Below are 25,215 nucleotides of genomic sequence, written 5' to 3' on the forward strand. Positions count from 1 at the left end.
GCGACCGAGCCGGGTGTCCGGCGCGGGCGCCTACCCACGTGCCCGGCGCGGGCGACCGAGCCGGGAGTCCGGTACGGGCCACGGCCGCGGGCGCCCCGGTGCGAGCGTTCACGCGCGCACCTACCCGATATCCGGTGCGGACGACCGACCCGGGTGTCCGGCGCGGGCGACCGACCCGCGTGCCCGGTGCCGGCGAACGACCCAGGTGCCCGGCGTGCGCGACCGACCCCAGGGCCCGGGGCCCGCGAACGGCCCAGGTGCCCGGCGTGCGCGACCGACCCCAGAGCCCGGTGCCGGCGGCCGGTGGGGCGTTCACCCGGGCGGCGCAAGCGGGGCTCGCCCGGGCGGCCCCGTGCCCCGGGCCGGGCGGTGGTCCCCCGAACGGAGTAACAAAGGGCGCTCCCGCTCCCTTCTCCCCGCCATGGTCGTAGGAGCAGCACATGACGCCCGTACGCCATGAGGGGGTGCCCGGTCGTGACCGAACCCGCAGGTCAGCCCCTCGGTCCCGGCCCAGGGTCCACGGCCACCGGTGACGGGCTGCTCGGGCGGCGCAGACGGCGCTGGCTGAAGGGCTCGGCACTCGCGCTCGCCGTGCTCGTCGTGGCGGCCGCGGGAGCCGGCTGGGTCGTCTACGCCAGGCTCAGCGCCAACATCACCCCCGACGAGGCGGCCGCCGCCGAGCTCGCCCGGTACGAGCGGGAGCGGCCCACCGCGCTGGTGCGGGGCGCCCAGAACATCCTGCTGATCGGCTCCGACACCCGGGCCGGGGACGGCAACGACGAGTACGGCCGGGACCTGGGCAGCGAGCGCTCGGACACGACGATCCTGCTGCACCTGGCCGCCGACCGGCGCAGCGCCACCGCCGTCTCACTGCCCCGGGACCTGATGGTGGACGTCCCGGGCTGCCGGCGGCCGGACGGCAGCCGCAGCGAGCCGGTGTTCGCGATGTTCAACTACGCGTTCGAGGTGGGCGGTTCCGCCTGCACGATCCGCACCGTCGAGAAGCTGACGGGCATCCGCGTCGACCATCACATGGTCGTGGACTTCAGCGGGTTCAAGGAGATGGTGGACGCCGTCGACGGGGTGCAGGTGTGCCTGAAGGAGCCCATGAACGACAAGGCGGCCAAGCTGAAGCTGCCGGCGGGCCGGGTCACCCTCGACGGGGAGCAGGCGCTCGGGTACGTACGGGCGCGCAAGTCGCTCGGCAACGGCAGCGACACCGACCGGATGGAGCGGCAGCAGCGGTTCCTCGGCGCGCTCGTCGACAAGGTGCAGAGCAACGACGTCCTGCTCAACCCGGTGAAGCTGTATCCGGTGCTGGACGCGGCGACCTCCTCGCTGACCACGGACCCGGAACTGGCCAGTCTGCGTGGCTTGTACCAGTTGGTCCGCGGGCTGCGTGACATCCCCACCGAACGTGTGCAGTTCCTGACGGTGCCGAGGGAGTCGTACGTCCACAACGCCAACCGTGATCAACTCGTGGAGCCGGCGGCGGGGAAGCTGTTCGCGCTGCTGCGTGCCGACCAGCCGGTGGCCGTGGCCCGGGATCTCCCGGAAACCACCCCCGGCACGGGCGCACCGGACGGCACCGCGAGCGGCGCCTCTCCCGCCCCCACCTTCAGCGGGAACACCGCCGCCGAGCACGCGTGCGAGTAAGGGGTTCACCAAGACGACGAACTTCCGTTCAGAAAATGAGGTGGATTGCCCAGTTGTATGGACGTCGAATTTGTCACCGGCGTCGCCCGACGCTGAACTGGGCGGATAGTGTGAGCGATCCGGTGCACCCGACCGCGAGGTCCGTCCTGGGGTCGCGCACCGATTCACCGAGACCCGAGCGCCTTGAAGGGGGAAGGCGCCGCGTGGCCCCGACGGAGGATTCGGACAACCGTGGACGCGCAAGGCCGTGGGCGGGCGGAGCACATCGACCCCGCAGACCAGTGGGTACTCAATCCGAACACCGGCGAATACGAACTGCGACTGAGCCCTTCCGCAGCGCAGTCGCCGGTCCCCGGCCCCCGGAGACCCGCCCGGGACAGCGGCGGGGCACCGCGCCGCCGCAACGACGCCAAACCCGGTGGCACACGTGAGATGAGCCGGGTGCGCCCGGGGGACGTGCCACCGCCGCGCAACCGGCGCAAGGGTCCCGAGCCGGAGGCGCCGCAGGGCCGGCGCGCGGCCCGGCGACCGGTGAAGAAGAAGTCGAAGGCCAAGAAGGCCCTGCTGTGGACCGGCGGGACCATGGCGTTCGTGCTGGTCGCCGTGAGCGCCGCCGGGTACCTCTACATCAGGCACCTGAACGGCAACATCACGTCCATCTCCGACGACGGCGCGAGCACGGGCGGCTTCCGCAAGGACGAGGCGATCAACATCCTGCTGATCGGCACCGACAAGCGGACCGGCAAGGGCAACGATGGCTACGGCGACGCCGGCAGCGTCGGGCACGCGGACACCAACATCCTGCTGCACGTCTCCAAGGACCGCTCCAACGCGACCGCGCTCAGCATCCCGCGCGACCTCATCGTCAACATCCCGGACTGCCCGACGCAGCAGGAGGACGGCAGCCAGAAGGTCATCCAGGGCACGCCGAGCGCCCGGTTCAACACGAGCCTCGGTCAGTCCGACCGCACGCCGAGCTGCACCATGCGCACGGTGACCGAGCTGACCGGCATCAAGCCGGACGACTTCATGGTCGCCGACTTCAACGCGGTCAAGACGCTGACCACGGCGGTCGGCGGCGTCGAGGTGTGCCTGGGCAAGGACATCGACGACGCCGACTCGCACCTGAAGCTGTCGAAGGGCACGCACAACATCTCGGGCGAGCAGGCGCTGGCCTTCGTGCGGACCCGGCACTCCGTGGGCTTCGGCGGCGACCTGAGCCGTATCGGCCTTCAGCAGCAGTTCCTCAGCGCGCTGATGCGCAAGCTCAGTTCCAACGACACGCTCACCAGCCCGGGCAAGATGCTGAAGCTGGCGGAGGCCGGCACCAAGGCGCTGACCGTCGACGACAAACTGGACAGCATCGGGAAGCTGAAGGACCTCGGGATGGAGCTGGGCAAGCTCAATCCGAAGAACCTGACGTTCACCACGGTGCCGGTCGTCGACAACCCGGCGGAGAAGGTCAAGAGCACGGTCGTCCTCAACGAGTCGAAGGCCCCCGCGGTCTTCCAGGCGATCAAGGACGACGTCTCCTTCAGCGACGTGAAGAAGAAGGCGAAGGCCGCGAAGGACGCCCAGGCCGCGCGGCTGAAGGGCACCAAGGCGCCCGCCTCCGAGGTGCGGGTGCGCATCCTCAACGGCGGCGCGGCGTCGGGCAGCGCCCAGGCCGCGCTCAACTGGCTGCAGAACGACGAGGGCGTCTCCAAGTCGGAGAACGCCGGCAACGCGCCCGCCGCACTGGCGAAAACGCAGCTGGAATACGCGCCCGACCAGGCCGCCCAGGCCCGCAAGCTGGCCGCCGTCATGGGGCTTTCCGGCTCCGCGCTGAAGCCGGGCAAGAGCGTGACCAACTCCCAGGGCCTGCCGGCGATGACGCTGACCCTCGGCAAGGACTTCAAGGGCGCGGGTGTCTCCCTCACGCCCGCGACGAAGGCACCGGACGTCGACAAGTCCACGGCGGACAAGGTGCAGTGCGCGCAATAGGCGTGACCGAACGGAGACGGGTTTTTCGCATTCACAGATCGAGTGGAATTCACAGGAATGCGTATCCTGTGCGATGACTTGCAGATGAGGTGCGCCTCGTAGGTAACCCAATGGGCCCGTCGTGCGTCTAACTGGGCGCGTGACGGGCCCGTTGCATGGGCGCAAGGGTGGGGAGGGCAGGGAGATTGGCGCAGAGCGAGGTGCGCGGGGAGGCGCCTGCGGTCGGCGGCGCGAAGCCGCCCGCGCCGCAGGCGGATGCATCGGCGGGCTCGGGACGTCGTACCGGCGGGGGCCGGGCGGCGGGCCGAGGGCCGGCCGGCCGCGACGCGGACGGCGCGCGCTGCGCTGGTCGGCGACCGTGCTGGCGGTGGTGATACTCGGGACGGCGGGCGCCGGATATCTGTACTACGAGCATCTCAACGGCAATATCCACAAGGGCAGACGCAGCAGCGCCGACGACTCCAAGGCGCGGCGGACCCAGCCGAACGCGGCCGGGCAGACACCGCTGAACATCCTGCTGATCGGCTCCGACAGCCGTAACTCCGACGAGAACGTGAAGCTCGGCGGCAGCCGGGACCACCGCGGCGACCCGCCGCTCGCGGACGTCCAGATGCTCATCCACCTCTCCGCGGACCGCCAGAGCGCCGCCATGGTCAGCATCCCGCGCGACACCCGGGTCGACATCCCCAAGTGCACGGACCCGGACACCGGCAAGGTCTATCCGGCGACCAACGACATCATCAACGTCAGCCTGGCCCGGGGCGGGGCCGGTTGCACGCTGGCCACCTGGGAGAACCTCACCGGGGTCTACATCGACCACTGGATGACGATCGACTTCGCGGGTGTGGTGCGGATGGGCAACGCCATCGGCGGTGTCGACGTCTGTGTGAAGCAGAACGTGTGGGACCGCCCGACGGCCTCGGTGCCCGGCGGCTCCGGCCTGAAGATGAAGGCCGGCACGCACAAGGTGAAGGGCGAGAAGGCCCTGCAGTGGCTGCGCACCCGGCACGCCTGGGGCAGCGACCTGATGCGGGCCCGCGCCCAGCACATGTACCTGAACTCGATGATCCGCACGCTGCGGCAGCAGAACGTGTTCACCGACACCGGGCGCCTGATGGACCTCGCCGAGGCGGCCACCAAGTCGCTGACGGTCTCCGAGGAGATCGGCACCGTGAAGAAGCTCTACGACCTGGGCATGCAGATGAAGGAGGTGCCCTCGGACCGGGTCACCTCGCTGACCATGCCCAACGTGCCGGACCAGCGCAACAGCAACCACGTCGTACCGGACGGCGCCAACGCCGACAAGGTGTGGCGGATGCTCCAGGACGACGTGCCGTTCGACAAGAACGGCAAGCACAAGAAGAAGAAGTCGAAGAAGTACAAGCCGACCGAGGAGCCCTCGCTCGACGCGGGCAGGCTCGGCGTGCTCGTGCAGAACGCCACCCGGAGCTCCACCGAGGCGCCGGTCCCCCAGCGGGCGTCGGCGATCGCCCAGGCGCTCGTCGCGAAGGGCTACGGCAGGGCGAACGCGGACACCTCGGGGACGCTGTCCGAGGAGAAGACGGTCGTGCGGTACCCGAGCGCGGACCTCGAGGGCGACGCCCAGTACGTGGCCAAGGCGCTCGGGCTGCCCATGGACGCGGTGAAGCAGTCGACCGACGTGTCGGGGGTCACCGTCGTCGTCGGCGCGGACTGGCGCACCGGCACGGCGTTCCCCAAGGAGGACACCCCCGAGGCCGGCGACCTGCCCGACGGCAGCGACGCCGTCAACGGCTCGGACACCACCAAGTGCATGGACGTGTACGACGTCTACCGCTGGTAGCCGAGCGCTCGGCCGGCGATAAGCGGGGCCCCCTTCTCGTGGGAGAAGGGGGCCCCGTCGTCAGCTGCCGTGCGCTCAGGCGGCGTTCGCCACCGCCGGCCGCCGGGAGGCGATGACCTTCCGCGCCAGGGACCGCGGGCTGGTCAGGAAGCCCCAGCCCCACGACATGTGCATGGTGGCCAGGGCCACCGGGATCTGCAGCCGCGCCTTGGGGGGCAGGCCCCTGCCCGCCGGGAGGGAGCCCGCGACGATCGCGGCCAGGTAGCCGCCGGGGACCACGAAGCCCCACGGGGTCAGCGCCACGCCCACCAGGAGACCCGCCGCCATCGCGCACACCGCGGTCGGCGGGGCCAGGTAGCGCAGGTTGATGGAGCCCGAGTGGTAGCGGGCGACGACGTGCCGCCAGCGGCCGTAGTCCTTGTACTGCTTGGCCAGCGCGCGCACCGAGGGCCGGGGGCGGTACGAGACCCTCAGCTCCGGCGAGAACCAGATCAGGCCGCCCGCCTCACGGATGCGGAAGTTCAGCTCCCAGTCCTGGGCGCGGATGAACTCCTCGTTGTAACCGCCCTGCTGCTCCAGGGCCTCGCGGCGGAAGACCCCGAGGTAGACCGTCTCGGCGGGGGCGGCCTGGCCACCGGTGTGGAAGGCCGCGTTGCCGACGCCGATCTTCGAGGTCATGGCGGCGGCGACCGCGTGCTCCCAGTCGTTCTCGCCCTCGGCGTGCATGATGCCGCCGACGTTCTGCGCGCCGGTCTCCTCGAGGAGGCGGACCGCGGTCGCGATGTAGTTCGGCGAGAGCATGCCGTGGCCGTCGACGCGGACGACGATCGGGTGCCGGGAGGCCTTGATCGCCGCGTTCAGCGCCGCGGGCGTACGGCCGGTCGGGTTCGGGACGGTGTGCACACGCGGGTCGTCGGCCACGAGCTCGGCGGCGATCTCGTCCGTGCGGTCCGTGGACGGACCGAGGGCGATCACGACCTCCATCTCGCCGGCGTACTCCTGCGCGAGGATCGCTTGGACGGCCCCGCGCAGATGCCGCTCCTCGTTGAGGACGGGCATGATCACGGAGACAGCGGGGAGCCGCACGTCGGACTTGGCGTTCATAGGACGCTCACGTTACCGCGAACGGGGGACAGCGGTGCGCGCCGCCGGGGCGGAACGGCGGGCTGGAGATCGTATCGGCCTACTGTGCTCACGGATCCCACGTACGGCCTCGTCCGGAGGTGTCCCTTTGCCCAGCCCGCCTCGGCCCCCGTCCCCCACCGCCAAAGGCGCGGGGGGTGTGCCCGGGCCACAGCGCCGCCCGCAGCCACCCCGCCGGGGGCCGCGCCCGCCCGAGCGGCCCGTGCGGTCCGTCCGGCCGCCCCGGCGGCCGCGCTGGGCCATGCGGGCGGTCACCACGCTCTCCGTCGTGGTGCTCGCCTCCGCCGGGATCGGGCACGCGGTCGTCACGAGCCTGGACGCGGGCATCGCCCGGATCGACGCCTTCAAGGACATGAAGAACCGGCCCCGGGCCGGTCACGGCATGAACGTCCTGCTGGTCGGCACCGACGGCCGCGACAAGATCAGCGAGCGGGACCGGCGCGCCTTCCGGCTGGGGGGTGCGCCGTGCCACTGCACCGACACGATGATGATCGTGCACATCTCGGAGAACCGGGACCGGGCGACGGTGGTGAGCCTGCCGCGCGACTCCTACGCCGAGACGCCCGAGCACGTCGACCAGAACTCCCGGAAGCGGCACGGCCCGCACCCGGTCAAGCTGAACGCGGCCTACGCCGAGGGCGGTCCCCAACTGACCATCCGCACGGTCGAGAACATGACACACGTGAAGATCGACCACTATCTGGAGGTCGACTTCACCAGCTTCATGAAGACCGTGGACGTCCTCGGCGGCGTCAAGGTGTGCACGCCGACGCCGATGAAGGACTCGTACACCGGGCTCGACCTCCCGGCCGGCACGCACACCCTCATGGGCGGGCAGGCGCTGCAGTACGTACGCGCCCGGCACGTCGACGGGGCGAGCGACCTCGGCCGGATGAAGCGGCAGCAGCGGTTCCTGGCGGCGCTGATCGAGAAGACCACGTCGTCGGGCGTGCTGCTGAACCCGATCAGGTTCCGTGACGTGACCCGGGCGGTGCTGGGTTCGGTCCGTGCCGACGAGGGCTTCGGCACCGACGAGCTGCTCGACCTGGGGCGGGCGATGCGGAACTTCTCCCCGTCGTCCTCGGAGTTCACCACCGTGCCCATCGGGCAGCTCAACTACCAGGTCAAGGGCATCGGCTCGACCCTGAAATGGGACCCGGCCAAGGCGGAGAAGCTCTTCGGCTCGGTGCGCGACGACAAGCCGCTCGCCGTGGACCGCCCGCACCGCGGCCCCGCGCCGGCGCCGGTGGAGGTGGACCCGCGGCAGATCCGGGTCCAGGTGGCGAACGGCACCGGCACGGTCGGGCTCGCCAAGCGGGTCGACGCCGCGCTGACGGCGACCGGCTTCGCCGCCACCCACCAGCCGGTGACCGCGCCCGCCCACGTGCCGCGCACGGTGATCTCCTACGACCCCCGGTGGGACCGCTCGGCCCTGTCCCTGGCGGCGGCCCTGCCCGGCAGCGAGCTGCGGGCCGTCCCCGGTCAGGGTCCGCTGCTGAAGCTCACCGTGGGGGCCGACTTCAGGAACGTGCACCAGGTGCGGTTCGAGGACCCCGGGCAGCCGGAGACGCACGTGGTGCGGGGCAACGAGGTGGTGTGCTCCGGCAAGGCCTGACGGCCGGGGCGCGGCCGGGCGCCCGGCGGGTCCGCCGCGCGGCGGGCACCGCCGGGCCGATCACGAGGCGCACTTCACCTGGTCCGCCGTCGTCTTGGGCACGGCCGGGGCCTTCGCCGGGCCGGTGAGCGGTACGCCCGCGCCCTTGAAGTCGGCGCCGAGCCTGAGCACCATCGCGGGCAGCCCCTGGGCGTTGGTCTCGCTCCGGCCGGGCTTCAGCGCGGACGCCGGCAGTCCCATCAGGTCGGCCAGTTCGCGGGCCTGCGCCGCCTGGGCGGGTGCGTACCGCAGCGTCGTGCGCTTCTGGCCGGCGCCGGCGTTGCCGAGCTGGCTCGCCTTGGCGACGCCCTTCTCGGTCTGGAGCCAGGTGAGGGTGGTCTGGGCGGAACCGCCGGGCGCACCGGCGTTGTACAGGTCGACCCGCACGTCCGCGGCGGCCGAGCGGGGCCCCTTCAGCCTGGCCGCCTCCTTCGCCTTCTGCTTCTTCTTCACCTCGGTGAAGGAGGCGTCGTCCTTGATCATGGTGAAGATCTGCCCGGCGGGGACGGGGTCCACGATCACCGTCTTGTGGAAGGCGCCGTCGGCGGGGTTGTCCTTGACCGGCAAGGTGAGGAAGGTGATGTTCTTCGGCGGGACCTTCTTCAGCTCCAGCGCCACGTCCTTGAGGGTGGTGATGTGGCCGATGCCCTTGTCCACGGTGAGGGCCTTGGTCGCCGTCTCCGCGAGGCCCATGAGCCGGGTCGGGCTGGTCAGGGTGTCGTCGGACTTCATCTTGCGGAACAGGGAGCCGAGGAACTGCTGCTGGACCTTGATGCGGTCCAGGTCGCTCTGGTTCGCCCAGCTGTGCCGGGTGCGGACGAAGGCCAGGGCCTGCTCGCCCTCGACCTTCGACGGTCCGGCCGGCAGGTCGAGGTGCGACTTCGTGTCCTTCACTGCGTGGTCCAGGCACACCTCGACACCGCCGACGGCCGTGGTCAGCGTCTTCACGGCGTTGAAGTCGGCCATCATGAAGTGGTCCACCTCGAGCCCGCCGCCGAGTGCTTTGACGGTGCGGACCGTGCAGCCGGGGTCGCGGCCGAGCTGACCGAGGCTCTCGTTGAACCGGATGTTCCGCGTGCCCGGGACGGTCTTGAGGGAGCCGTCCTGCTGCCTGGTCGGGCAGTCGGGTATGTCGGTCACCAGGTCCCTGGGGATGCTGAGCGCGGTGGCGTTCGAGCGGTCCTTCGACACGTGCAGCAGGATGTTGGTGTCCGCGTGGCCGAGGCTGTTGGCGTCGCCGTATCCGGCGTCGCCCTTGCCGGTCCGCTTGTCGGTGCCGATCACCAGGATGCTGAACGCCTTGTCCTTGCTGAAGGAGTCGCTGGTGGCACCCGCGGTGTCGGTGGTGGTGATGTTGTCGTCGAGGTGCTTGAGGTACAGGTAGGCGGCGCCCGCGCCCGCGACCAGGACGAACGCCAGGGTGCCGCCCGTCCACAGCAGAATCCTTTTGCCTGTGGACTTCTTCTTCGCCTTGCGCTGGCCGCGGCCCGTCGTGCGGCGGCGGCCGGGCACCGCCGGCTCGGGCGCGGCCCCGGGTTCCGGCGCGGTGCGGGGACCGGGCACGGCCGGCCGCTCGGTGGCGGGGTCCGGCTGCCGCAGTTCGTACTCGCCCGTGCGGGGGTTCAGCACCCACTGGTCCGCGGGATCGATGTCGTCACCACTGCCACGGAACGGTGCGTCCACGTCTCAGCCCCCCGTCGCGGGCACACGACGAGTGCCCCGCCTCACTCTCCGCCTGTAGGACGGCGGCAGCCCGCGCGGCCGCCCACCGGATCGCTCACACTATCCCCACAGGTCCCAAACGGAAGCCCGGCGTGATACTTCCCACTTCCCCGCAACCCCCCTGCAAAGCAGGGCAGTTGCTAGTCCTGGAAGCCCTCGGCGACACGCTTCTCGCGCAGCTCGCGGATCGCGCGGCGGCGGGCCAGGCGGTGGGTGCGGCGGATCTGGGCCTCCTGGTAGCGGCGGCGGTCCCGCTCGGTCTCCGGGACCACCGGCGGCACGCGGCGCGGTTTGCCGTCGCCGTCGACCGCCGCGAAGACCAGGTAGGCCGAGCCGACCTGGGTGGCCGGGGTCGACTCGTTCCAGCGCTCCGCGAGGACCCGGACGCCGACCTCCATGGAGGTCCGCCCGGTCCAGTTCACCTGAGCCTTCACATGGACCAGGTCGCCGACGCGGACCGGCTCCAGGAACACCATCTCGTCCATGGACGCGGTGACGGCGGGACCGCCGGAGTGCCGGCCGGCCACGGCGCCGGCGGCGTCGTCGACGAGCTTCATGATCACGCCGCCGTGCACCGTCCCCAGCAGGTTGGTGTCGTTGTGGGTCATGATGTGGCTGAGCGTGGTGCGCGAGGCGGACGTGGGCTTGCCCGGGATGTCGGTTTCCGTGTCCGTGACCAGGTCTGTCATGCCCTCCACCCTATGCCGAAGCGACATTCGCGGAATTTGTGTCAGCTTGGCAACAGCGCCGCTCTGATTTTCCGACAGGCCTTGTAAGGCACACACCCGCGCCCTGCACACTGGTCCGCATGAATGACTGGCCCCAGGGATGGTCCGACGACAACCGCGGCCCGCGCTACGGACGCGGCAGTGCCGGCTCGCAGCCGGAGGGCGCCCGTGTGATGCGTCAGGTGCGGCGCGGCCAGGCGGTACCGCCCGGCCAGCGCTCCGGCTACGGCGACCCCGGCCCGGCGGCTCCGCCGTACGGCAACGGCGTCCCGCAGCAGCCCTCGTACGTCGACGGCCGGGGCTACGACGACGGCCCCGGCCACGACGACTACGACAGCGGCTACAACACCGGCCAGGTCTACGGCGGTGGCGGCCCCGGCGGGCCGCAGGGCGCGCCCACCCGGGCTCCGCGCCCCGCCCCGAACTGGCGGCGCCGCATCAAGTGGACGGTGATCACGCTGGCGACCGTGTTGGTCGTCACATCCGTCGGGACGTACTTCTGGGCCGACTCCAAGCTGCGCCGGGAGGTCGACCTGGGGACGGTCATCGACCGGCCTGAGTCGGGCGACGGCACCAACTACCTGATCGTCGGCTCGGACAGCCGTGAGGGCATGTCCAAGGCGGACGAGAAGAAGCTGCACACCGGCGGCGCCGAGGGCAAGCGCACGGACTCGATGATGATCCTGCACGTCGGCGGCAACGGCGACACGCTGATCTCGCTGCCGCGCGACTCCGACGTGGAGATCCCCTCCTACAAGGGGTCGACGTCCGGGAAGACCTACCCCGCGCGCGGCCGGCACACGAAGCTGAACGCCGCCTACGCCGAGGACGGGCCGACGCTGCTGGTCCGCGCGATCGAGTACAACACCGGCCTGCACATCGACCACTACGTGGAGATCGGCTTCCAGGGCTTCGCGAACATCGTCGACGCGGTGGGCGGTGTCGACATAGACATCGACAAGGGCTTCAAGGACAAATGGTCCGGCGCCGACTTCAAGAGCGGCAAGCAGACCCTGGACGGGCAGCAGGCCCTCGCCTTCGTCCGCACCCGGCACGCGTTCGCCGCCTCGGACCTGCAGCGCACCAAGAACCAGCAGAAGTTCCTCGCCGCGCTGGCCCACCAGGTGGCCACGCCGTCCACGGTGCTCAACCCGTTCAAGTTCTACCCGACCATGGGCGCCGGCCTGGACTCCCTGATCGTCGACAAGGACATGGGCCTGTGGGACCTGGCCTCGATGTTCTGGGCGATGAAGGGCGTCAACAGCGGTGACGGCACGTCGATGAACATGCCGATCTCCGGCTCCTCCGGCGGCAACCTCGTCTGGGACAAGGCGAAGGTGAAGACCCTCGTGAGCCAGCTGAACAACGACGAGAAGGTCACCGTCACCGGCAACTAGCGCACCGCGTGTGCGAGCAGTGCCACATGGGGAAGGGCCAGCGGCCCTTCCCCATCGGCGTTCTCGGCGCCCTGGGGCACGAACGCCGCGCACAGCCGCTCGTACTCCCGCCGCACCGCCGCGACGGTGCCGGCCTCCTGCGCGGTCAGTACCAGGCCCACGGTGGCGACCCCGCCGGCCGCCCCGCCCCACCACTCCTCGACGGTCGTCCGGTGGTCCCAGGCCAGTTCCACCGCCCCGGCGCCGGTGAAGCCGGCCTCGGCGAGCAGGCCGGCGAGACCGTCCGGGGTGCGGGCGAAGTCCTCGGCGGGGTCCAGCCGCGGCAGGTACGACGGCGGTACCGCGCCGCCCGCCGCCAGGGCCCGGCCGAGCAGATCCTGCCCGGCGCCGCGCCGGGCGCCCCACAGCGTCACGGCCAGCCGCCCGCCGGGACGCAGCACACGGCGCAGCTCGGCGAGGGCGGCGCGGGGCCGGCCGACGTGGTTCAGCACGAAGTTGCCGAGCACGGCGTCGAACTCGCCGTCCCCGAAGGGCAGCGCGGGCAGTACGGCGACCTCGGCGGCGACCCCGCGCCGGCGAGCCTCGGCCACCATCCCGGCGTCGGCGTCCACGGCCCGCACCAGCGCGCCCGCTCCCCCGCGGCCAGCGCGGCCGCGCCGGTGCCCGTGCCGATGTCGAGCACCCGCGTCCCGGCCGCGACCCCGGCCGCGTCCAGCAGGGCGGGTACCGGGTGCGCGCACAGCCGGCCGAAGCCGCGCGCGTACGCCTCGGTCCGGCCCGCCCACATGGCCCGCTCGGCGGCGTCGAAGGCGTCGGTCGCGTCGGTGGTCGTCATGCGGCCCAGCGTGCCGCACACATGATCGAGGGCACCCCGGGGGGTGCCCTCGACCGGCGTCCGGACCGGTCACATACCGGCGCCCGCCATCGCGCGACAGGTCTCCGCGCAGCGGCGACACGCCTCGGCACAGCGCATCATCATCTCGTCGTCCGGCATGGACATACACGCCTCGGCGCACATGTCGCAGACCTTCGCGCACATCGCGCACATCTCCGCGGCCATGGGCGAGCGCCGCATCATCATGTCGGCGCACATACGGGTCGTCTCGGAGCAGTCCATGAGCGCGCGCATGACCTGCATCTGCGCCTGGCCGCCCTTCTGCATGCAGGAGCTCATGGTCTCCTCGCACATGCTGTGGCAGTCCATGCAGGCGGCGATGCACTCCTGCATCTGCGGGGTGAGGGCGGTCATCGTGCCGGAACGGGACTGGGACTGGGTCATGGCTCCTCCTCGCGGCAGGGACCCGGGGCGGGTCCTGTGTGCTTCCGTCCTACGTCGGGAAGTGCCGCCCCGCATGTCGACCTACGGCCCGACGGACGAACGAGAGGCGCCCCGCGGGGCGCCTCTCGTCGCTGTCGATGGTCCCGGGCCACTACGGCAGGTTGCGGGCCATCACGATCCGCTGGACCTGGTTGGTGCCCTCGTAGATCTGCGTGATCTTGGCGTCGCGCATCATGCGCTCGACTGGGTAGTCGCGGGTGTAGCCGTACCCGCCGAGGAGCTGGACGGCGTCCGTCGTGACCTCCATCGCCACGTCCGAGGCGAAGCACTTGGCGGCCGCGCCCTGGAAGGTGAGGTCGCTGTCGCCGCGCTCGGAGGCGGCCGCGGCCTGGTAGGTCAGGGCGCGGGCGGCGGCGATCTTCATGGCCATGTCGGCCAGCATGAACTGGATGCCCTGGAAGTCGGCGATCGGCTTGCCGAACTGCTTGCGCTCCTGGACGTAGCCCTTGGCGTAGTCGAGGGCGCCCTGCGCGACACCGAGCGCCTGGGCGGCGATGGTGATGCGGGTGTGGTCGAGGGTCTTCATCGCCGTGGCGAAACCGGTGCCCTCCTCGCCGATCATGCGGTCGGCGGGGATGCGGACGTTGTCGAAGTAGACCTCGCGGGTCGGGGAGCCCTTGATGCCGAGCTTCTTCTCCGGGGCGCCGAAGGAGACGCCCGGGTCCGACTTCTCGACGACGAAGGCGGAGATGCCCTTGGAGCGCTTCGACGGGTCGGTGACGGCCATGACCGTGTAGTACTCGGAGACGCCCGCGTTGGTGATCCAGCGCTTCACGCCGTTGAGGATCCAGTGGTCGCCGTCGCGGACCGCCTTGGTCTTCATGCCGGCCGCGTCGGAGCCCGCCTCGGGCTCGGAGAGGCAGTACGAGAACATCCCGTCGCCCTTGGCGAGCGGGGCGAGGTACTTCTTCTTCAGGTCCTCGGAGCCGGAGAGGATCACCGGCAGGGAGCCCAGCTTGTTCACCGCGGGGATGAGGGAGGAGGACACGCAGGCGCGGGCCACCTCCTCGATCACGACGACGGTGGCGAGCGCGTCGGCGCCGGCGCCGCCGTACTCCTCGGGGACGTGCACGGCGTGCAGGTCGTTGGCCACGAGGGCGTCCAGCGCCTCCTGCGGGAAGCGGGCCTCCTCGTCCACCGCCGCGGCGAACGGCGCGATCTTCGCCTCGACCAGGGAGCGGACGGCGTCCCGGAGCATGTCGTGCTCCTCGGACAGGCGGTACAGGTCGAAGTCAGCCGATCCGGCCACGGTCTCTCACGCTCCAAAGACGCAGTGATACTGACGCTAATTACCGTTAAGTAACTCAAATTTTAGAGGGCCGCCGACGGGACGCCTACGTGACCTACGCGACAGCGGGAAATTGCCCGGTGGACGGCCCGGCTATGCTCGGGCCCGCACGAGAGAGTCCACCGGCTGGAGCGCACCCCCATGAGCCTGAAGATCACCGTGATCGGCACCGGCTATCTCGGCGCCACGCACGCCGCGGCCATGGCCGAGCTCGGCTTCGAGGTGCTGGGGCTCGATGTCGTACCCGAGAAGATCGCCATGCTGGAGCGCGGCGAGACGCCGATGTTCGAGCCGGGCCTGGAGGAGCTGCTGCGCCGGCACGTGGCCGGCTTCGAGGGCGCCTCGGGGCGGCTGCGCTTCACCACCGACTGGGCCGAGGTCGGCGCCTTCGGCGATGTGCACTTCGTCTGCGTGAACACCCCGCAGAAGCACGGCGAGTACGCCTGCGACATGTCGTACGTCGACTCCGCGATCGCCTCGCTCGCCCCGCACCTGCGCGGCCCGGCCCTGGTGGTCGGCAAGTCGACCGTGCCGGTGGGTTCGGCCGACCGGCTGGCCGCCTACCTCGCCGAGCACGCGCCGGCCGGCGCGGACGCCGAGCTGGCCTGGAACCCGGAGTTCCTGCGCGAGGGCTTCGCCGTGCAGGACACGCTGCACCCGGACCGGATCGTGGCCGGGGTGCGCAGCGAGCGCGCCGAGAAGCTGCTGCGGGAGGTGTACGCGACCCCGATCGGCGAGGGCACGCCGTTCGTGGTGACCGACTTCCCGACCGCGGAGCTGGTGAAGACCGCCGCGAACTCGTTCCTCGCGACCAAGATCTCGTTCATCAACGCGATGGCAGAGGTCTGCGAGGCCGGCGGCGGTGACGTGGCGCGGCTGGCTGAGGCCATCGGGTACGACGACCGGATCGGGAAGAAGTTCCTGCGCGCCGGGATCGGCTTCGGCGGTGGCTGCCTGCCCAAGGACATCCGGGCGTTCATGGCCCGGGCGGGCGAGCTGGGGGCGGACCAGGCGCTGACCTTCCTGCGGGAGATCGACTCCATCAACATGCGCCGGCGCGGCCAGATGGTCGAGATGGCCCGGGAGGCGCTCGGCGGGGGCTCCTTCCTCGGCAAGCGGGTCGCGGTGCTCGGCGCCACCTTCAAGCCCGACTCGGACGACGTACGCGACTCGCCCGCGCTGAACGTGGCGGGCCAGATCCACCTCCAGGGCGGCCAGGTCACGGTGTACGACCCGAAGGGCATGGACAACGCCCGCCGGGTCTTCCCGACCCTCGGTTACGCGGAGACGGCGCTGGAGGCCGTCCGCGGCGCCGACATCGTGCTGCACCTGACGGAGTGGCGGGAGTTCCGCGAGCTGGACCCGGCGGCGCTCGGCGAGGTCGCCTCGGACCGGGTGCTCCTGGACGGGCGCAACGCCCTCGACCCGGAGCTGTGGCGGCGGGCCGGCTGGACCTACCGGGCGATGGGGCGTCCCACCGCCTAACGGGCGCCCGGACACACACGTGAAGGGGACGCCGGTTCGGCCGAGGCTCAGTCGGCCGAACCGGCGTCTTCCCGCATTCTGCACCACGGCACACATACGTGGCCGATGAACTCCCCCGCGTTCACACCTCTTTCGCCCGGTACCGACGCATCCTGGCGCGGGCTCCGCACACCTGCACAGAGCACAGGGGGGCGAGGTGACGGCAGAAGACCCGGACGCGTGTCTGCGCCGGCCTCGCGGGGCATCCGTTCTGTCTGTGCGCCTGCGCTGACCGAGGCGCCCGCCGAACCGTCCCGGACAACCGTCCCCGAGGAGGACACCATGGCGTCCGTCGCCCGCTTCCGTTCCGTGGTGCTGGACTGTCCCGAACCGCACGCGCTGGCCGCCTTCTACGCGGCGGTGGCCGGCGGCACACCGCAGGCCGAGGACGACGACTGGGTGGTCCTCAAGGTCCCGGACGGGCCGCGGCTGGCCTTCCAGCGGGCCGAGGGCCACACCCCGCCGGAGTGGCCGCGGGCGGACCGCAACGGCCAGCAGTTCCACCTCGACCTCGACGCGGGGCGGACCTGGGCGGAGGTCGACGCGGCGCACGAGCGGGTCCTGGAACTGGGGGCCCGTCCGCTGGACCTGGAGGACCGGGAGAAGAAGGACTTCCAGGTGTACGCGGACCCGGCCGGGCACCCGTTCTGCCTGTGCCGGATCGAAGAGTCCTGAGCGTCCGGCAGCCGTACCGGACACACACGGGGGCGGGGCGGCCGGCACGCCCGGCCACCTTGCCCCCGGCGCTCAGCCCTCGGCGCCGTCGAGCGACTCGATCGTGGCGTGGGACGCCACGCGCGTCGCCTGGAGGCCGCGCGCCACGTCCTCGGCCGCGCCGAGCACCCGCACCGCGTTCTTCCAGGTCAGCTTGGCCAGATCGGCCGTGGACCAGCCGCGGTCCAGCAGCTCGGCGAGCAGGTTCGGGTAGCCGGAGACGTCGTTCAGGCCGTCCGGGGTGAACGCCGTGCCGTCGTAGTCGCCGCCGATGCCCAGGTGGTCGATGCCGGCCACCTCGCGCATGTGGTCCAGGTGGTCCGCGACGGTGGACACCGTGGCGACCGGCCGCGGGGTGCGCTCCTCGAACTCCCGGTGGATCTTCATCGCCTCGGGACTGGTGTCCAGGTGGTGCAGGCCGTGCGCGCGCATGTTCTCGTCGGCCGCGGCGGTCCAGTCCACGGCCGCCTGGAGCACGAACTTCGGCACGAACGTCACCATCGCCACGCCGCCGTTGGCCGGCAGCCGCTCCAGGACGTCGTCGGGGATGTTGCGCGGGTGGTCGCACACCGCGCGCGAGGAGGAGTGCGAGAAGACCACCGGCGCGGAACTGGCGTCCAGCGCGTCCCGCATGGTCGTCGCCGCCACGTGCGAGAGGTCGACGAGCATGCCCAGCCGGTTCATCTCCCGGACGACCTCGCGGCCGAACGCGGTGAGACCGCCCGCCTTCGGCTCGTCGGTCGCCGAGTCCGCCCAGTCCACGTTGAAGTTGTGGGTGAGCGTCATGTACCGCACCCCGAGCTCGTACAGCCCGCGCAGCGTGCCGAGGGAGTTGGCGATGGAGTGACCGCCCTCGGCCCCCATCAGGGAGGCGATACGGCCGTCGCGGCGCGCCGCCTCCATGTCCCCGGCGGTCAGCGCGGGCGCCAGGTCGGCCGGGTAGCGGGCCAGCATCTGCCGGACGCAGTCGATCTGCTCCAGCGTCGCCGCGACCGGCTCCGGCTGCTCGCACGGCACGTACACCGACCAGTACTGCGCGCCGACGCCGCCCTCGCGCAGCCGCGGGATGTCGGTGTGCAGACGGTCGTGCTGGTCGCCGCCGATGTCCAGGGCGTCGAGGTCGTAGCCGGCCTGCTTGCGCAGCGCCCACGGCAGGTCGTTGTGTCCGTCGACGACCGGGAACTCGCGCAGCAGCGCACGGGCCGCGTCCAGCGAGGCCGAGGAGGTCATGCGCGTCACTTCCCGAAGCCGAAGCCGCTCGCGCCCTCGACCTTGGACCGCAGCCGCTTGCCCTTCTCGGTGGCCTGGTCGTTGAGGTCCTGCTGGAAGTCGCGCATCTTGTGCAGCAGGTCCTCGTCGTGCGCGGCGAGCATCCGGGCCGCGAGCAGACCGGCGTTGCGGGCACCGGCGACGGAGACGGTGGCGACCGGGACACCCGCCGGCATCTGCACGATCGACAGCAGGGAGTCCATGCCGTCGAGGTACTTCAGCGGCACCGGGACGCCGATGACGGGCAGCGGCGTCACGGAGGCGAGCATTCCGGGCAGATGGGCGGCGCCGCCCGCACCGGCGATGATCACCTTCAGGCCGCGGTCGGCGGCCTGCTCGCCGTACGTGATCATCTCGCGGGGCATGCGGTGCGCGGAGACGACGTCGACCTCGTAGGCGATCTCGAACTCGTCGAGGGCCTTGGCGGCGGCCTCCATGACGGGCCAGTCGGAGTCCGACCCCATGACGATGCCAACAACGGGGCTCATTCGGTGATGGTGCCTCTCAGGTAGCCGGCTGCGTGACGGGCGCGCTCCAGCACGTCGTCCAGGTCGTCGCCGTAGGTGTTGACGTGGCCGACCTTGCGGCCGGGCTTCACGTCCTTGCCGTACATGTGGATCTTGAGCTTGGGGTCGCGTGCCATGCAGTGCAAGTAGGCGGAGTACATGTCCGGGTAGTCGCCGCCGAGGACGTTGACCATCACCGTCCACGGGGCGCGGGGGCGCGGGTCGCCGAGCGGCAGGTCGAGGACCGCGCGCACATGGTTGGCGAACTGCGAGGTGATCGCGCCGTCCATGGTCCAGTGCCCCGAGTTGTGCGGGCGCATGGCCAGCTCGTTGACGAGGATGCGGCCGTCGCGGGTCTGGAACAGCTCGACGGCGAGGTGCCCGACGACGCCGAGCTCCTTGGCGATGCTCAGCGCCATCCGCTCGGCCTGCAGGGCCAGGTCCTCGTCCAGATCGGGAGCGGGGGCCACGACCGTGTCGCACACGCCGTTCACCTGCTGCGACTCGACCACCGGGTAGGCGACGGCCTGGCCGTGCGGGGACCGTACGACGTTGGCCGCGAGCTCGCGGAGGTAGTCGACCTTCTCCTCGGCGAGGACGGGGACGCCCGCCCGGAACGGGTCGGCGGCCTCCTCGACGGAGTCGACGACCCACACGCCCTTGCCGTCGTAGCCGCCGCGGACGGTCTTGAGGACGACCGGGAAGCCGTCGCCCTCCGCCGCGAAGGCGGCGACGTCCTGCGGATCGGCGACGATCCGGTGCCGTGGGCACGGGACGCCGATCGCGTCGAGCCTGGCGCGCATCACCCCCTTGTCCTGGGCGTGCACCAGCGCGTCGGGCCCCGGGCGCACGGGGATGCCGTCCGCCTCCAGGGCCCTGAGGTGCTCGGTGGGTACATGTTCGTGATCGAAGGTGATCACGTCGCAACCGCGCGCGAACTCGCGCAGCGTGTCGAGATCGCGATAGTCGCCGATGACGACTTCGCTCACGACCTGCGCCGCGGAATCCTGAGGGGTGTCACTGAGGAGCTTGAACCTGATGCCCAACGGGATGCCCGCTTCGTGCGTCATACGCGCGAGCTGCCCCCCGCCGACCATGCCGACTACCGGGAACGTCACACCCCTAGCGTATCGGCCACGCCGGGGGTGCCCCGATCGTGTCCCCCGCACAGCCTCTTACCCAGCGCTTTCCCGTCTCTTTCCCACTCGTTTCCCTGCCGTCGCCGGGTCCACAGGCGTCGGCGGGTCCGGCTGGATAGCATGGCCAGGTTGGCGAAACCTACGGACGGGAGCTGCACAGCCATGGAACCTCGTTCCTCGGGGCTGCAACGGCTCGTACGCGAGGTGGCCAAGTTCGGCGCCGTCGGCGGCGCCGGGGTCCTCGTCAATCTCGGCGTGTTCAACCTGGTCCGGCACGTCTCCGACCTGCCGGTGGTGCGCGCCAGCGTCATCGCGACCGTCGTGGCGATCGCCTTCAACTACGTCGGCTTCCGTTACTGGACGTACCGGGACCGCGACAAGGGCGGGCGCACCAAGGAACTCACACTGTTCCTGCTGTTCAGCGCCGTGGGCCTGGTGATCGAGAACGGCGTGCTCTACCTGGCGACCTACGGATTCGGCTGGGACAGCCCGCTGCAGAGCAACGTCTTCAAGTTCGTGGGCATCGGCGTCGCCACCCTGTTCCGCTTCTGGTCGTACCGCACCTGGGTCTTCCGGGCCCTGCCGGCCCGCGAGGCCGAGTCGATCCTGGCGGCGGAGTCGAAGCACCCGGCCCCGAAGAAGCAGCAGCCACAGAAGCGCCAGGGCCCGAAGCAGCGCGTTCCGTAGACCGGCCGGCCCCTCCGGGGGGGGCCGAGCGGGCCGCACCGGCCGCCGGGACGTGTCCCGGGGCCACCTGCCACGGCCCTGCCGGGTCCTGCCGGCGACGAACCGGAAGCCGACAGTCGGCAGTCCGCCTGTAGCGAGCCTGGGCAAGCCGCCGGGATCGAGAGCCGGGCGAACCCGATGCCCAGCGGTCTCGCGGCCGGAGGCGTACCGCCCGCCGCCCGGACGACTCCCGGCGGTTCCGCAGGCCCCCACGACACCCGGGCGCCGACCGGCCCCGGGACTCGGCGACGGCGGCCCGAGGTGGCGGAAGGCCCGTCGGCCCCACGGCTCACGGGGCCGACGACGAGCGGACCGGCGCGCCAAGGGAGCAGGCGCCCCGGGGGCAGGCGGCGGGCGGACCGTGGCCTGGGAAACCCCTTCGCCAGGCGTCCCGCGGGTCCGAGGGGCGGCCGTCCCGGCCCGATGGGCCCGCCGCCCCCTGGTGCGTGCGGCCGGACCCCGGGCCCGCCGCCCCGGACGCCCGTGGGCTGGGGCTCGTTCGGATCAGGCCGGCCTGGCCCACGGTGCCTTGTCTGGCGACCCGCGACGCGGGCATGATCCGAACGACAGGCCCTAGCGGACCGTCGGGTGGGGCTCGTCCGGTTTGCGGGCCGGGGGGGTCCGGGAGAGGAAGAGGCCGAAGACCGGGGGCTGGGCCTGGAGGAGTTCGAGGCGGCCGCCGTCGGCCTCCGCGAGGTCACGGGCGACGGCGAGACCGATGCCCGTGGAGTTGCGGCCGCTGATCGTGCGCTCGAAGATCCGTGCCCCGAGGTCGGCCGGCACGCCGGGCCCCTCGTCGGTGATCTCGATGACGGCCTGGTTGCCGGTGACCCGGGTGCGCAGGGCGACCGTGCCGCCTCCGTGCATCAGCGAGTTCTCGATCAGCGCGGCCAGCACCTGGGCGACCGCGCCCGGCGTGCCGACGGCCTGCAGGTGCCGCTTGCCGGAACTGACGATGGCCCGGCCCACCGAGCGGTAGGCGGGCCGCCACTCGGCGAGCTGCTGCTGGATGACCTCGTCCAGGTCGAAGGTGACGGCGGAGCCGGTGCGCGGATCGCGGGAGTTCGTGAGCAGCCGCTCCACGACGTCCGTGAGCCGCTCGACCTGCGTGAGCGCCACGTTCGCCTCCTCCTTCACCGTGTCCGGGTCGTCGGTGAGGGTGATCTCCTCCAGCCGCATGGACAGCGCGGTCAGCGGCGTGCGCAGCTGGTGGGAGGCGTCGGCGGCGAGCCGCCGCTCGGCGGTCAGCATGCGCCCGATCCGCTCGGCCGAGGAGTCCAGCACATCGGCGACCCGGTCCAGCTCGGGGACGCCGTAGCGCTTGTGCCGCGGGCGCGGGTCGCCGGAGCCGAGGCGTTCGGCGGTCTCGGCGAGGTCGGTCAGCGGGGAGGCGAGCCGGTTGGCCTGCCGTACGGCGAGCAGCACGGCCGCGACCACGGCCAGCAGCGCCACCAGCCCGATGATCAGCAGGGTCCGGCCGACCTCACGGGTCACCGAGGAGCGCGGCTCCTGCACGGTGACCGTCTCGCCCTCCTCGCCGTGCTGCGTGGAGTGGATGACATCGCCCTGCGGCTTGGTGCCGATCTCGATCGGCGCCCTGCCGGGCATGGTGATCAGCACGTACTGGTCCTTGCCGACCGGATTGCGCAGGACGTTCGCGTTGACCTTCTCCTCGGCCAGCACCCGGCTGTCGATGATGCTGGCCAGCCGCAGCGCCTCGGACTCCACTCGCTCCTGGGCGCTGTTGCTGATCGTCCTGGTCTCGACGATCACCAGGGACACGCCGAAGACGGCGATCACCACGAGAACGACGGCGAGGGTGGACTGGATGAGACGTCGGCGCATGTCCTGTTACCCGAGCAGGCCCTGAAGGCGCGGCTCTCTCGGCTCTCTCAGCTCTTCTCGAAACGGAAGCCGACGCCGCGCACGGTCGCGATGTACCGGGGGTTCGCCGCGTCGTCCCCCAGCTTCTTGCGCAGCCAGGAGATGTGCATGTCGAGGGTCTTCGTCGACGACCACCACGTGGTGTCCCAGACCTCGCGCATCAGCTGGTCGCGCGTGACGACCCGGCCGGCGTCCCGCACCAGCACGCGCAGCAGGTCGAACTCCTTCGCCGTGAGCTGCAGCTCCTCGTCGCCCATCCACGCCCGGTGCGACTCGACGTCGATCCGCACGCCGTGGGTGGCCGGCGGCTGCTGCGGCTCGGCGGCACCGCGCCGGAGCAGCGCCCGCACCCGGGCGAGCAGTTCGGCGAGCCGGAAGGGCTTGGTGACGTAGTCGTCGGCGCCCGCGTCCAGGCCGACGACGGTGTCCACCTCGTCGGCGCGCGCGGTGAGGATGAGGATCGGCACGGTGTGACCGTCGGCACGCAGTCGGCGGGCCACCTCCAGGCCGTCCATCCCGGGCAGGCCCAGGTCCAGCACGACCAGGTCGACACCGCCCTGCATGCCGGCGTCGAGTGCGGTGGGGCCGTCCTCGCGCACCTCGACCTCGTAGCCTTCGCGGCGCAGGGCGCGGGCCAGCGGCTCCGAGATGGACGCGTCGTCCTCGGCGAGCAGTACACGGGTCATGAGGTGATGGTAGACCGCCCGCGCGCGGTGCCGGGGTGTGATCGCTTCCCGGGATTCTTACCTTCGCCGCCCACTGGTACGAACCATTGACCTGGGGGTGCGATCGTAGAAGGGACCTTCGAAACGTGACCCACGGTTCCTCCGACACCTGTGATCCGCGTCTCAAGTCCTTCCATATCCGGCAGTGTCCTGACGTAGAGTGACGTGAACGCCTCTAGCACACCGGGGACCTTTGGCGAGCACTTGACGCTGAGGGTCTCTTTTGTGTGCGGGCTGATCAAGATCAGCCTCAACAGGAATGACCTCTGGCCGGGCTCCGGGCGCAGCGACGCGTCCCGGGGCGTGGATCCCGGTGGTCGCCGTCCACCGCTCCGTGATCCGGCAGCGGACTCCCCCCGGGCGTGGGGGTGGACGACCGACCGCGCCGGTGCCGGCCGACACCCCACCGGGCGCGCAACGCTCCACCGCGCGTCCCGACCAGCAAGGAACGACCATGGCGTCCAGCCTGACGAAGGACTCGGTCCGCCCGGGCACCCCCGGCTCCGAGAAGACCTTCTTCGGCCACCCCCGCGGACTGGCCACTCTCTTCATGACCGAGATGTGGGAGCGCTTCTCCTACTACGGCATGAGGGCCCTGCTCCCGCTGTACCTGGTCGCCCCCAGCGGCCTGCACCTGAACGCGGGCACGGCGACCGCGATCTACTCGGTGTACGTGTCGCTCGTGTACCTGCTCGCCCTTCCCGGCGGCTGGTTCGCGGACCGCGTCCTCGGTCCCCGCAAGACGGTGGCCGTCTCCGGTCTGATCATCATGCTCGGCCACCTGTGCCTGGCCCTGCCGGTCTCGGCCAGCTTCTTCGTGGGCCTCGGTCTCGTCGCCATAGGTTCGGGTCTGCTGAAGGCCAACATCTCGACGATGGTCGGCCACCTGTACAAGGGCGCCGACGACCCGCGCCGTGACGGTGGCTTCACGCTGTTCTACATCGGCATCAACCTGGGCGCCTTCGCCGCTCCGCTGGTCATCGGCACCGTCGGTGAGAACGTCAACTGGCACCTCGGCTTCGCGCTGGCCGCGCTCGGCATGGCGCTGGGCCTCGCCCAGTACCTGCTCGGCGGCCGCCACCTGAGCGAGAAGTCCAGCGTCGTCCCGACGCCGATGTCGGCCCAGGAGAAGGCCGCCACGCTGCGCAAGGGCCTGATCTGGCTGGGCGTCGCCGCGGTCTTCTACGCCGCCGTCGGCTTCTCCGGTCACTTCACGCTGAACTGGGCGCTGATCCCGCTCACCCTGATCGGTCTGATCGTCCCGATACTGGTGATCGCCCGTATCCGCCGGGACAAGGACCTCGACGCCGCCGAGAAGTCGAAGGTGTCGGCGTACGTCTGGTTCTTCGTGGCCGCCGCCGTCTTCTGGATGATCTACGACCAGGGTGGCTCGACCCTGTCGCTGTTCGCCGAGGACAAGGCCAAGAACTCGGTCTTCGGCTGGGAGTTCCCGGTCTCCTGGTACCAGTCGGTCAACCCCGTCATGATCATGGCGCTGGCGCCGGTGTTCGCCTGGCTGTGGCTGTGGATGAACCGCCGCGGCAAGGAGCCGAGCACGATCGTGAAGTTCTCGTCCGGCCTGGTGCTGGTCGGCGCGTCCTTCTTCCTCTTCCTCGCCCCGCTGTCGATCGCCGAGGGCGGTCACAAGGCCGCGGCGATGTGGCTGGTCGCGATCTACTTCGTGCAGACCGTCGGTGAGCTGACGCTGTCGCCGGTGGGTCTGTCGGTGACGACGAAGATGGCGCCGAAGAAGTACGCCTCGCAGATGATGGGTGTCTGGTTCCTCGCGGTCACCGCGGGCGACTCGATCACCGCGCTGCTGTCGAACCCGGCCGTCGGCGGGGTCAACCTCGACCGGATGGGCTTCGTCGCCCTGGAGGCAGTGCTCGCCGTGCTCGCCGGTTTCGCGGTCTGGATGTACCGCAGGAAGGTCAACGCCCTGATGGGCGACGTGCGCTGACCGCCCGGACCTGATCGCCGAAGGGCCGCCGCATCC

The 25,215-nt window shown here is 71.1% G+C and carries 21 protein-coding genes; 9 read left to right on the top strand and 12 right to left on the bottom strand.

Translation table 11 applies throughout. From position 1 onward, the window contains the following. The first annotated feature begins 456 nt into the window (after positions 1-456). The 3 genes from N8I86_RS16610 (at position 457) to N8I86_RS16620 (ending at position 5,461) form a co-directional block, all read left to right on the top strand. Complete coding sequence (locus N8I86_RS16610; RefSeq protein WP_263278130.1) at positions 457-1,656, top strand: LCP family protein; 1,200 nt, start codon at positions 457-459, stop codon at positions 1,654-1,656. Positions 1,657-1,887: 231 nt separating this feature from the next. Further along, positions 1,888-3,639 carry an LCP family protein gene (locus tag N8I86_RS16615; RefSeq protein ID WP_073901359.1) on the top strand — a complete coding sequence of 584 codons (1,752 nt, stop codon included), beginning with the start codon at positions 1,888-1,890 and terminating at the stop codon, positions 3,637-3,639. Positions 3,640-3,898: 259 nt separating this feature from the next. Continuing rightward, positions 3,899-5,461: an LCP family protein gene (locus N8I86_RS16620; protein ID WP_404830875.1), complete on the top strand. Its 1,563-nt coding sequence runs from the start codon at positions 3,899-3,901 to the stop codon at positions 5,459-5,461. Positions 5,462-5,536: 75 nt separating this feature from the next. Here the strand turns inward: N8I86_RS16620 and N8I86_RS16625 are convergent, their stop codons facing one another. Continuing rightward, the gene (locus tag N8I86_RS16625; protein WP_263278131.1) at positions 5,537-6,565 is read right to left on the bottom strand and encodes a glycosyltransferase family 2 protein; all 1,029 of its coding nucleotides are present in this window, start codon (positions 6,563-6,565) and stop codon (positions 5,537-5,539) included. 127 nt (positions 6,566-6,692) lie between these two features. Here N8I86_RS16625 and N8I86_RS16630 point away from each other — a divergent pair, with 127 nt between their 5' ends. After that, positions 6,693-8,219: an LCP family protein gene (locus N8I86_RS16630; RefSeq protein ID WP_443333260.1), complete on the top strand. Its 1,527-nt coding sequence runs from the start codon at positions 6,693-6,695 to the stop codon at positions 8,217-8,219. Between the two features lie 60 nt (positions 8,220-8,279). Here the strand turns inward: N8I86_RS16630 and N8I86_RS16635 are convergent, their stop codons facing one another. Together N8I86_RS16635 and N8I86_RS16640 are read right to left on the bottom strand one after the other, a co-directional pair. After that, entirely contained in the window at positions 8,280-9,941 is a 1,662-nt protein-coding gene (locus N8I86_RS16635) for an LCP family protein (protein ID WP_263278132.1), read from the bottom strand. Between the two features lie 179 nt (positions 9,942-10,120). Continuing rightward, positions 10,121-10,696, bottom strand: coding sequence for an acyl-CoA thioesterase (locus tag N8I86_RS16640; protein WP_263278133.1), 576 nt, complete (start codon positions 10,694-10,696; stop codon positions 10,121-10,123). Positions 10,697-10,788: 92 nt separating this feature from the next. On the opposite strand from N8I86_RS16640, the gene N8I86_RS16645 reads away from it, so the two are divergent. After that, positions 10,789-12,105 carry an LCP family protein gene (locus N8I86_RS16645; protein WP_185091341.1) on the top strand — a complete coding sequence of 439 codons (1,317 nt, stop codon included), beginning with the start codon at positions 10,789-10,791 and terminating at the stop codon, positions 12,103-12,105. On the opposite strand, the gene N8I86_RS16650 is transcribed toward N8I86_RS16645, so the two are convergent. The 4 genes from N8I86_RS16650 to N8I86_RS16660 all read right to left on the bottom strand — a co-directional run bounded on the left by N8I86_RS16650 (position 12,102) and on the right by N8I86_RS16660 (position 14,693). Beyond that, positions 12,102-12,698: a class I SAM-dependent methyltransferase gene (locus tag N8I86_RS16650; protein ID WP_317633649.1), complete on the bottom strand. Its 597-nt coding sequence runs from the start codon at positions 12,696-12,698 to the stop codon at positions 12,102-12,104. The two genes, N8I86_RS16645 and N8I86_RS16650, sit on opposite strands and share 4 nt — an antisense overlap. Continuing rightward, positions 12,590-12,940 carry a hypothetical protein gene (locus N8I86_RS39020; protein WP_317633608.1) on the bottom strand — a complete coding sequence of 117 codons (351 nt, stop codon included), beginning with the start codon at positions 12,938-12,940 and terminating at the stop codon, positions 12,590-12,592. Before N8I86_RS39020 ends, N8I86_RS16650 begins: the two co-directional genes overlap by 109 nt. Before the next feature lie 69 nt (positions 12,941-13,009). Next, a complete protein-coding gene (locus N8I86_RS16655; protein ID WP_073901368.1) occupies positions 13,010-13,384 on the bottom strand; it encodes a four-helix bundle copper-binding protein in 375 nt (124 codons plus the stop codon). A 151-nt stretch (positions 13,385-13,535) separates the two neighbouring features. Beyond that, the gene (locus N8I86_RS16660; RefSeq protein WP_073901369.1) at positions 13,536-14,693 is read right to left on the bottom strand and encodes an acyl-CoA dehydrogenase; all 1,158 of its coding nucleotides are present in this window, start codon (positions 14,691-14,693) and stop codon (positions 13,536-13,538) included. Positions 14,694-14,873: 180 nt separating this feature from the next. Between N8I86_RS16660 and N8I86_RS16665 the strand changes: the two genes are divergently transcribed. Continuing rightward, positions 14,874-16,217: a UDP-glucose dehydrogenase family protein gene (locus tag N8I86_RS16665; protein WP_073901371.1), complete on the top strand. Its 1,344-nt coding sequence runs from the start codon at positions 14,874-14,876 to the stop codon at positions 16,215-16,217. 321 nt (positions 16,218-16,538) lie between these two features. Then, complete coding sequence (locus N8I86_RS16670) at positions 16,539-16,931, top strand: VOC family protein (protein ID WP_263278134.1); 393 nt, start codon at positions 16,539-16,541, stop codon at positions 16,929-16,931. Positions 16,932-17,003: 72 nt separating this feature from the next. Here N8I86_RS16670 and N8I86_RS16675 read toward each other — a convergent pair whose 3' ends face one another. The 3 genes from N8I86_RS16675 to N8I86_RS16685 are packed head-to-tail and all read right to left on the bottom strand — an operon-like array spanning position 17,004 to position 19,863. Next, the gene (locus N8I86_RS16675; protein WP_263278135.1) at positions 17,004-18,200 is read right to left on the bottom strand and encodes a dipeptidase; all 1,197 of its coding nucleotides are present in this window, start codon (positions 18,198-18,200) and stop codon (positions 17,004-17,006) included. 5 nt (positions 18,201-18,205) lie between these two features. Then, the gene (gene purE / locus N8I86_RS16680) at positions 18,206-18,727 is read right to left on the bottom strand and encodes a 5-(carboxyamino)imidazole ribonucleotide mutase (protein ID WP_073901377.1); all 522 of its coding nucleotides are present in this window, start codon (positions 18,725-18,727) and stop codon (positions 18,206-18,208) included. Then, positions 18,724-19,863 carry a 5-(carboxyamino)imidazole ribonucleotide synthase gene (locus tag N8I86_RS16685; RefSeq protein WP_073901379.1) on the bottom strand — a complete coding sequence of 380 codons (1,140 nt, stop codon included), beginning with the start codon at positions 19,861-19,863 and terminating at the stop codon, positions 18,724-18,726. Before N8I86_RS16685 ends, purE begins: the two co-directional genes overlap by 4 nt. A 183-nt stretch (positions 19,864-20,046) precedes the next feature. Between N8I86_RS16685 and N8I86_RS16690 the strand changes: the two genes are divergently transcribed. Further along, positions 20,047-20,571, top strand: coding sequence for a GtrA family protein (locus tag N8I86_RS16690; protein WP_073901381.1), 525 nt, complete (start codon positions 20,047-20,049; stop codon positions 20,569-20,571). Between the two features lie 612 nt (positions 20,572-21,183). Here N8I86_RS16690 and N8I86_RS16695 read toward each other — a convergent pair. Together N8I86_RS16695 and N8I86_RS16700 are read right to left on the bottom strand one after the other, a co-directional pair. Next, a complete protein-coding gene (locus N8I86_RS16695) occupies positions 21,184-22,455 on the bottom strand; it encodes an ATP-binding protein (protein WP_073901383.1) in 1,272 nt (423 codons plus the stop codon). 47 nt (positions 22,456-22,502) lie between these two features. Then, entirely contained in the window at positions 22,503-23,180 is a 678-nt protein-coding gene (locus N8I86_RS16700) for a response regulator transcription factor (RefSeq protein ID WP_020940464.1), read from the bottom strand. Between the two features lie 493 nt (positions 23,181-23,673). On the opposite strand from N8I86_RS16700, the gene N8I86_RS16705 reads away from it, so the two are divergent. After that, positions 23,674-25,179, top strand: coding sequence for an oligopeptide:H+ symporter (locus N8I86_RS16705; RefSeq protein ID WP_073901385.1), 1,506 nt, complete (start codon positions 23,674-23,676; stop codon positions 25,177-25,179). Positions 25,180-25,215 lie beyond the last annotated feature (36 nt).

It is taken from the genome of Streptomyces albidicamelliae (genome assembly GCF_025642175.1).
Classification (GTDB): Bacteria; Actinomycetota; Actinomycetes; order Streptomycetales; family Streptomycetaceae; genus Streptomyces; species Streptomyces albidocamelliae.

Bases quoted from the DNA above. Each gene is read 5' to 3' on its own strand.
- N8I86_RS16610 (WP_263278130.1), top strand. From the start codon at position 457: ATGAGGGGGTGCCCGGTCGTGACCGAACCCGCAGGTCAGCCCCTCGGT.
- N8I86_RS16625 (WP_263278131.1), bottom strand. From the start codon at position 6,565: ATGAACGCCAAGTCCGACGTGCGGCTCCCCGCTGTCTCCGTGATCATG.
- N8I86_RS16640 (WP_263278133.1), bottom strand. From the start codon at position 10,696: ATGTCGCTTCGGCATAGGGTGGAGGGCATGACAGACCTGGTCACGGAC.
- N8I86_RS16645 (WP_185091341.1), top strand. From the start codon at position 10,789: ATGAATGACTGGCCCCAGGGATGGTCCGACGACAACCGCGGCCCGCGC.
- N8I86_RS16650 (WP_317633649.1), bottom strand. From the start codon at position 12,698: ATGGTGGCCGAGGCTCGCCGGCGCGGGGTCGCCGCCGAGGTCGCCGTA.
- N8I86_RS39020 (WP_317633608.1), bottom strand. From the start codon at position 12,940: ATGACGACCACCGACGCGACCGACGCCTTCGACGCCGCCGAGCGGGCC.
- N8I86_RS16655 (WP_073901368.1), bottom strand. From the start codon at position 13,384: ATGACCCAGTCCCAGTCCCGTTCCGGCACGATGACCGCCCTCACCCCG.
- N8I86_RS16665 (WP_073901371.1), top strand. From the start codon at position 14,874: ATGAGCCTGAAGATCACCGTGATCGGCACCGGCTATCTCGGCGCCACG.
- N8I86_RS16670 (WP_263278134.1), top strand. From the start codon at position 16,539: ATGGCGTCCGTCGCCCGCTTCCGTTCCGTGGTGCTGGACTGTCCCGAA.
- N8I86_RS16675 (WP_263278135.1), bottom strand. From the start codon at position 18,200: ATGACCTCCTCGGCCTCGCTGGACGCGGCCCGTGCGCTGCTGCGCGAG.
- purE (WP_073901377.1), bottom strand. From the start codon at position 18,727: ATGAGCCCCGTTGTTGGCATCGTCATGGGGTCGGACTCCGACTGGCCC.
- N8I86_RS16690 (WP_073901381.1), top strand. From the start codon at position 20,047: ATGGAACCTCGTTCCTCGGGGCTGCAACGGCTCGTACGCGAGGTGGCC.
- N8I86_RS16695 (WP_073901383.1), bottom strand. From the start codon at position 22,455: ATGCGCCGACGTCTCATCCAGTCCACCCTCGCCGTCGTTCTCGTGGTG.
- N8I86_RS16700 (WP_020940464.1), bottom strand. From the start codon at position 23,180: ATGACCCGTGTACTGCTCGCCGAGGACGACGCGTCCATCTCGGAGCCG.
- N8I86_RS16705 (WP_073901385.1), top strand. From the start codon at position 23,674: ATGGCGTCCAGCCTGACGAAGGACTCGGTCCGCCCGGGCACCCCCGGC.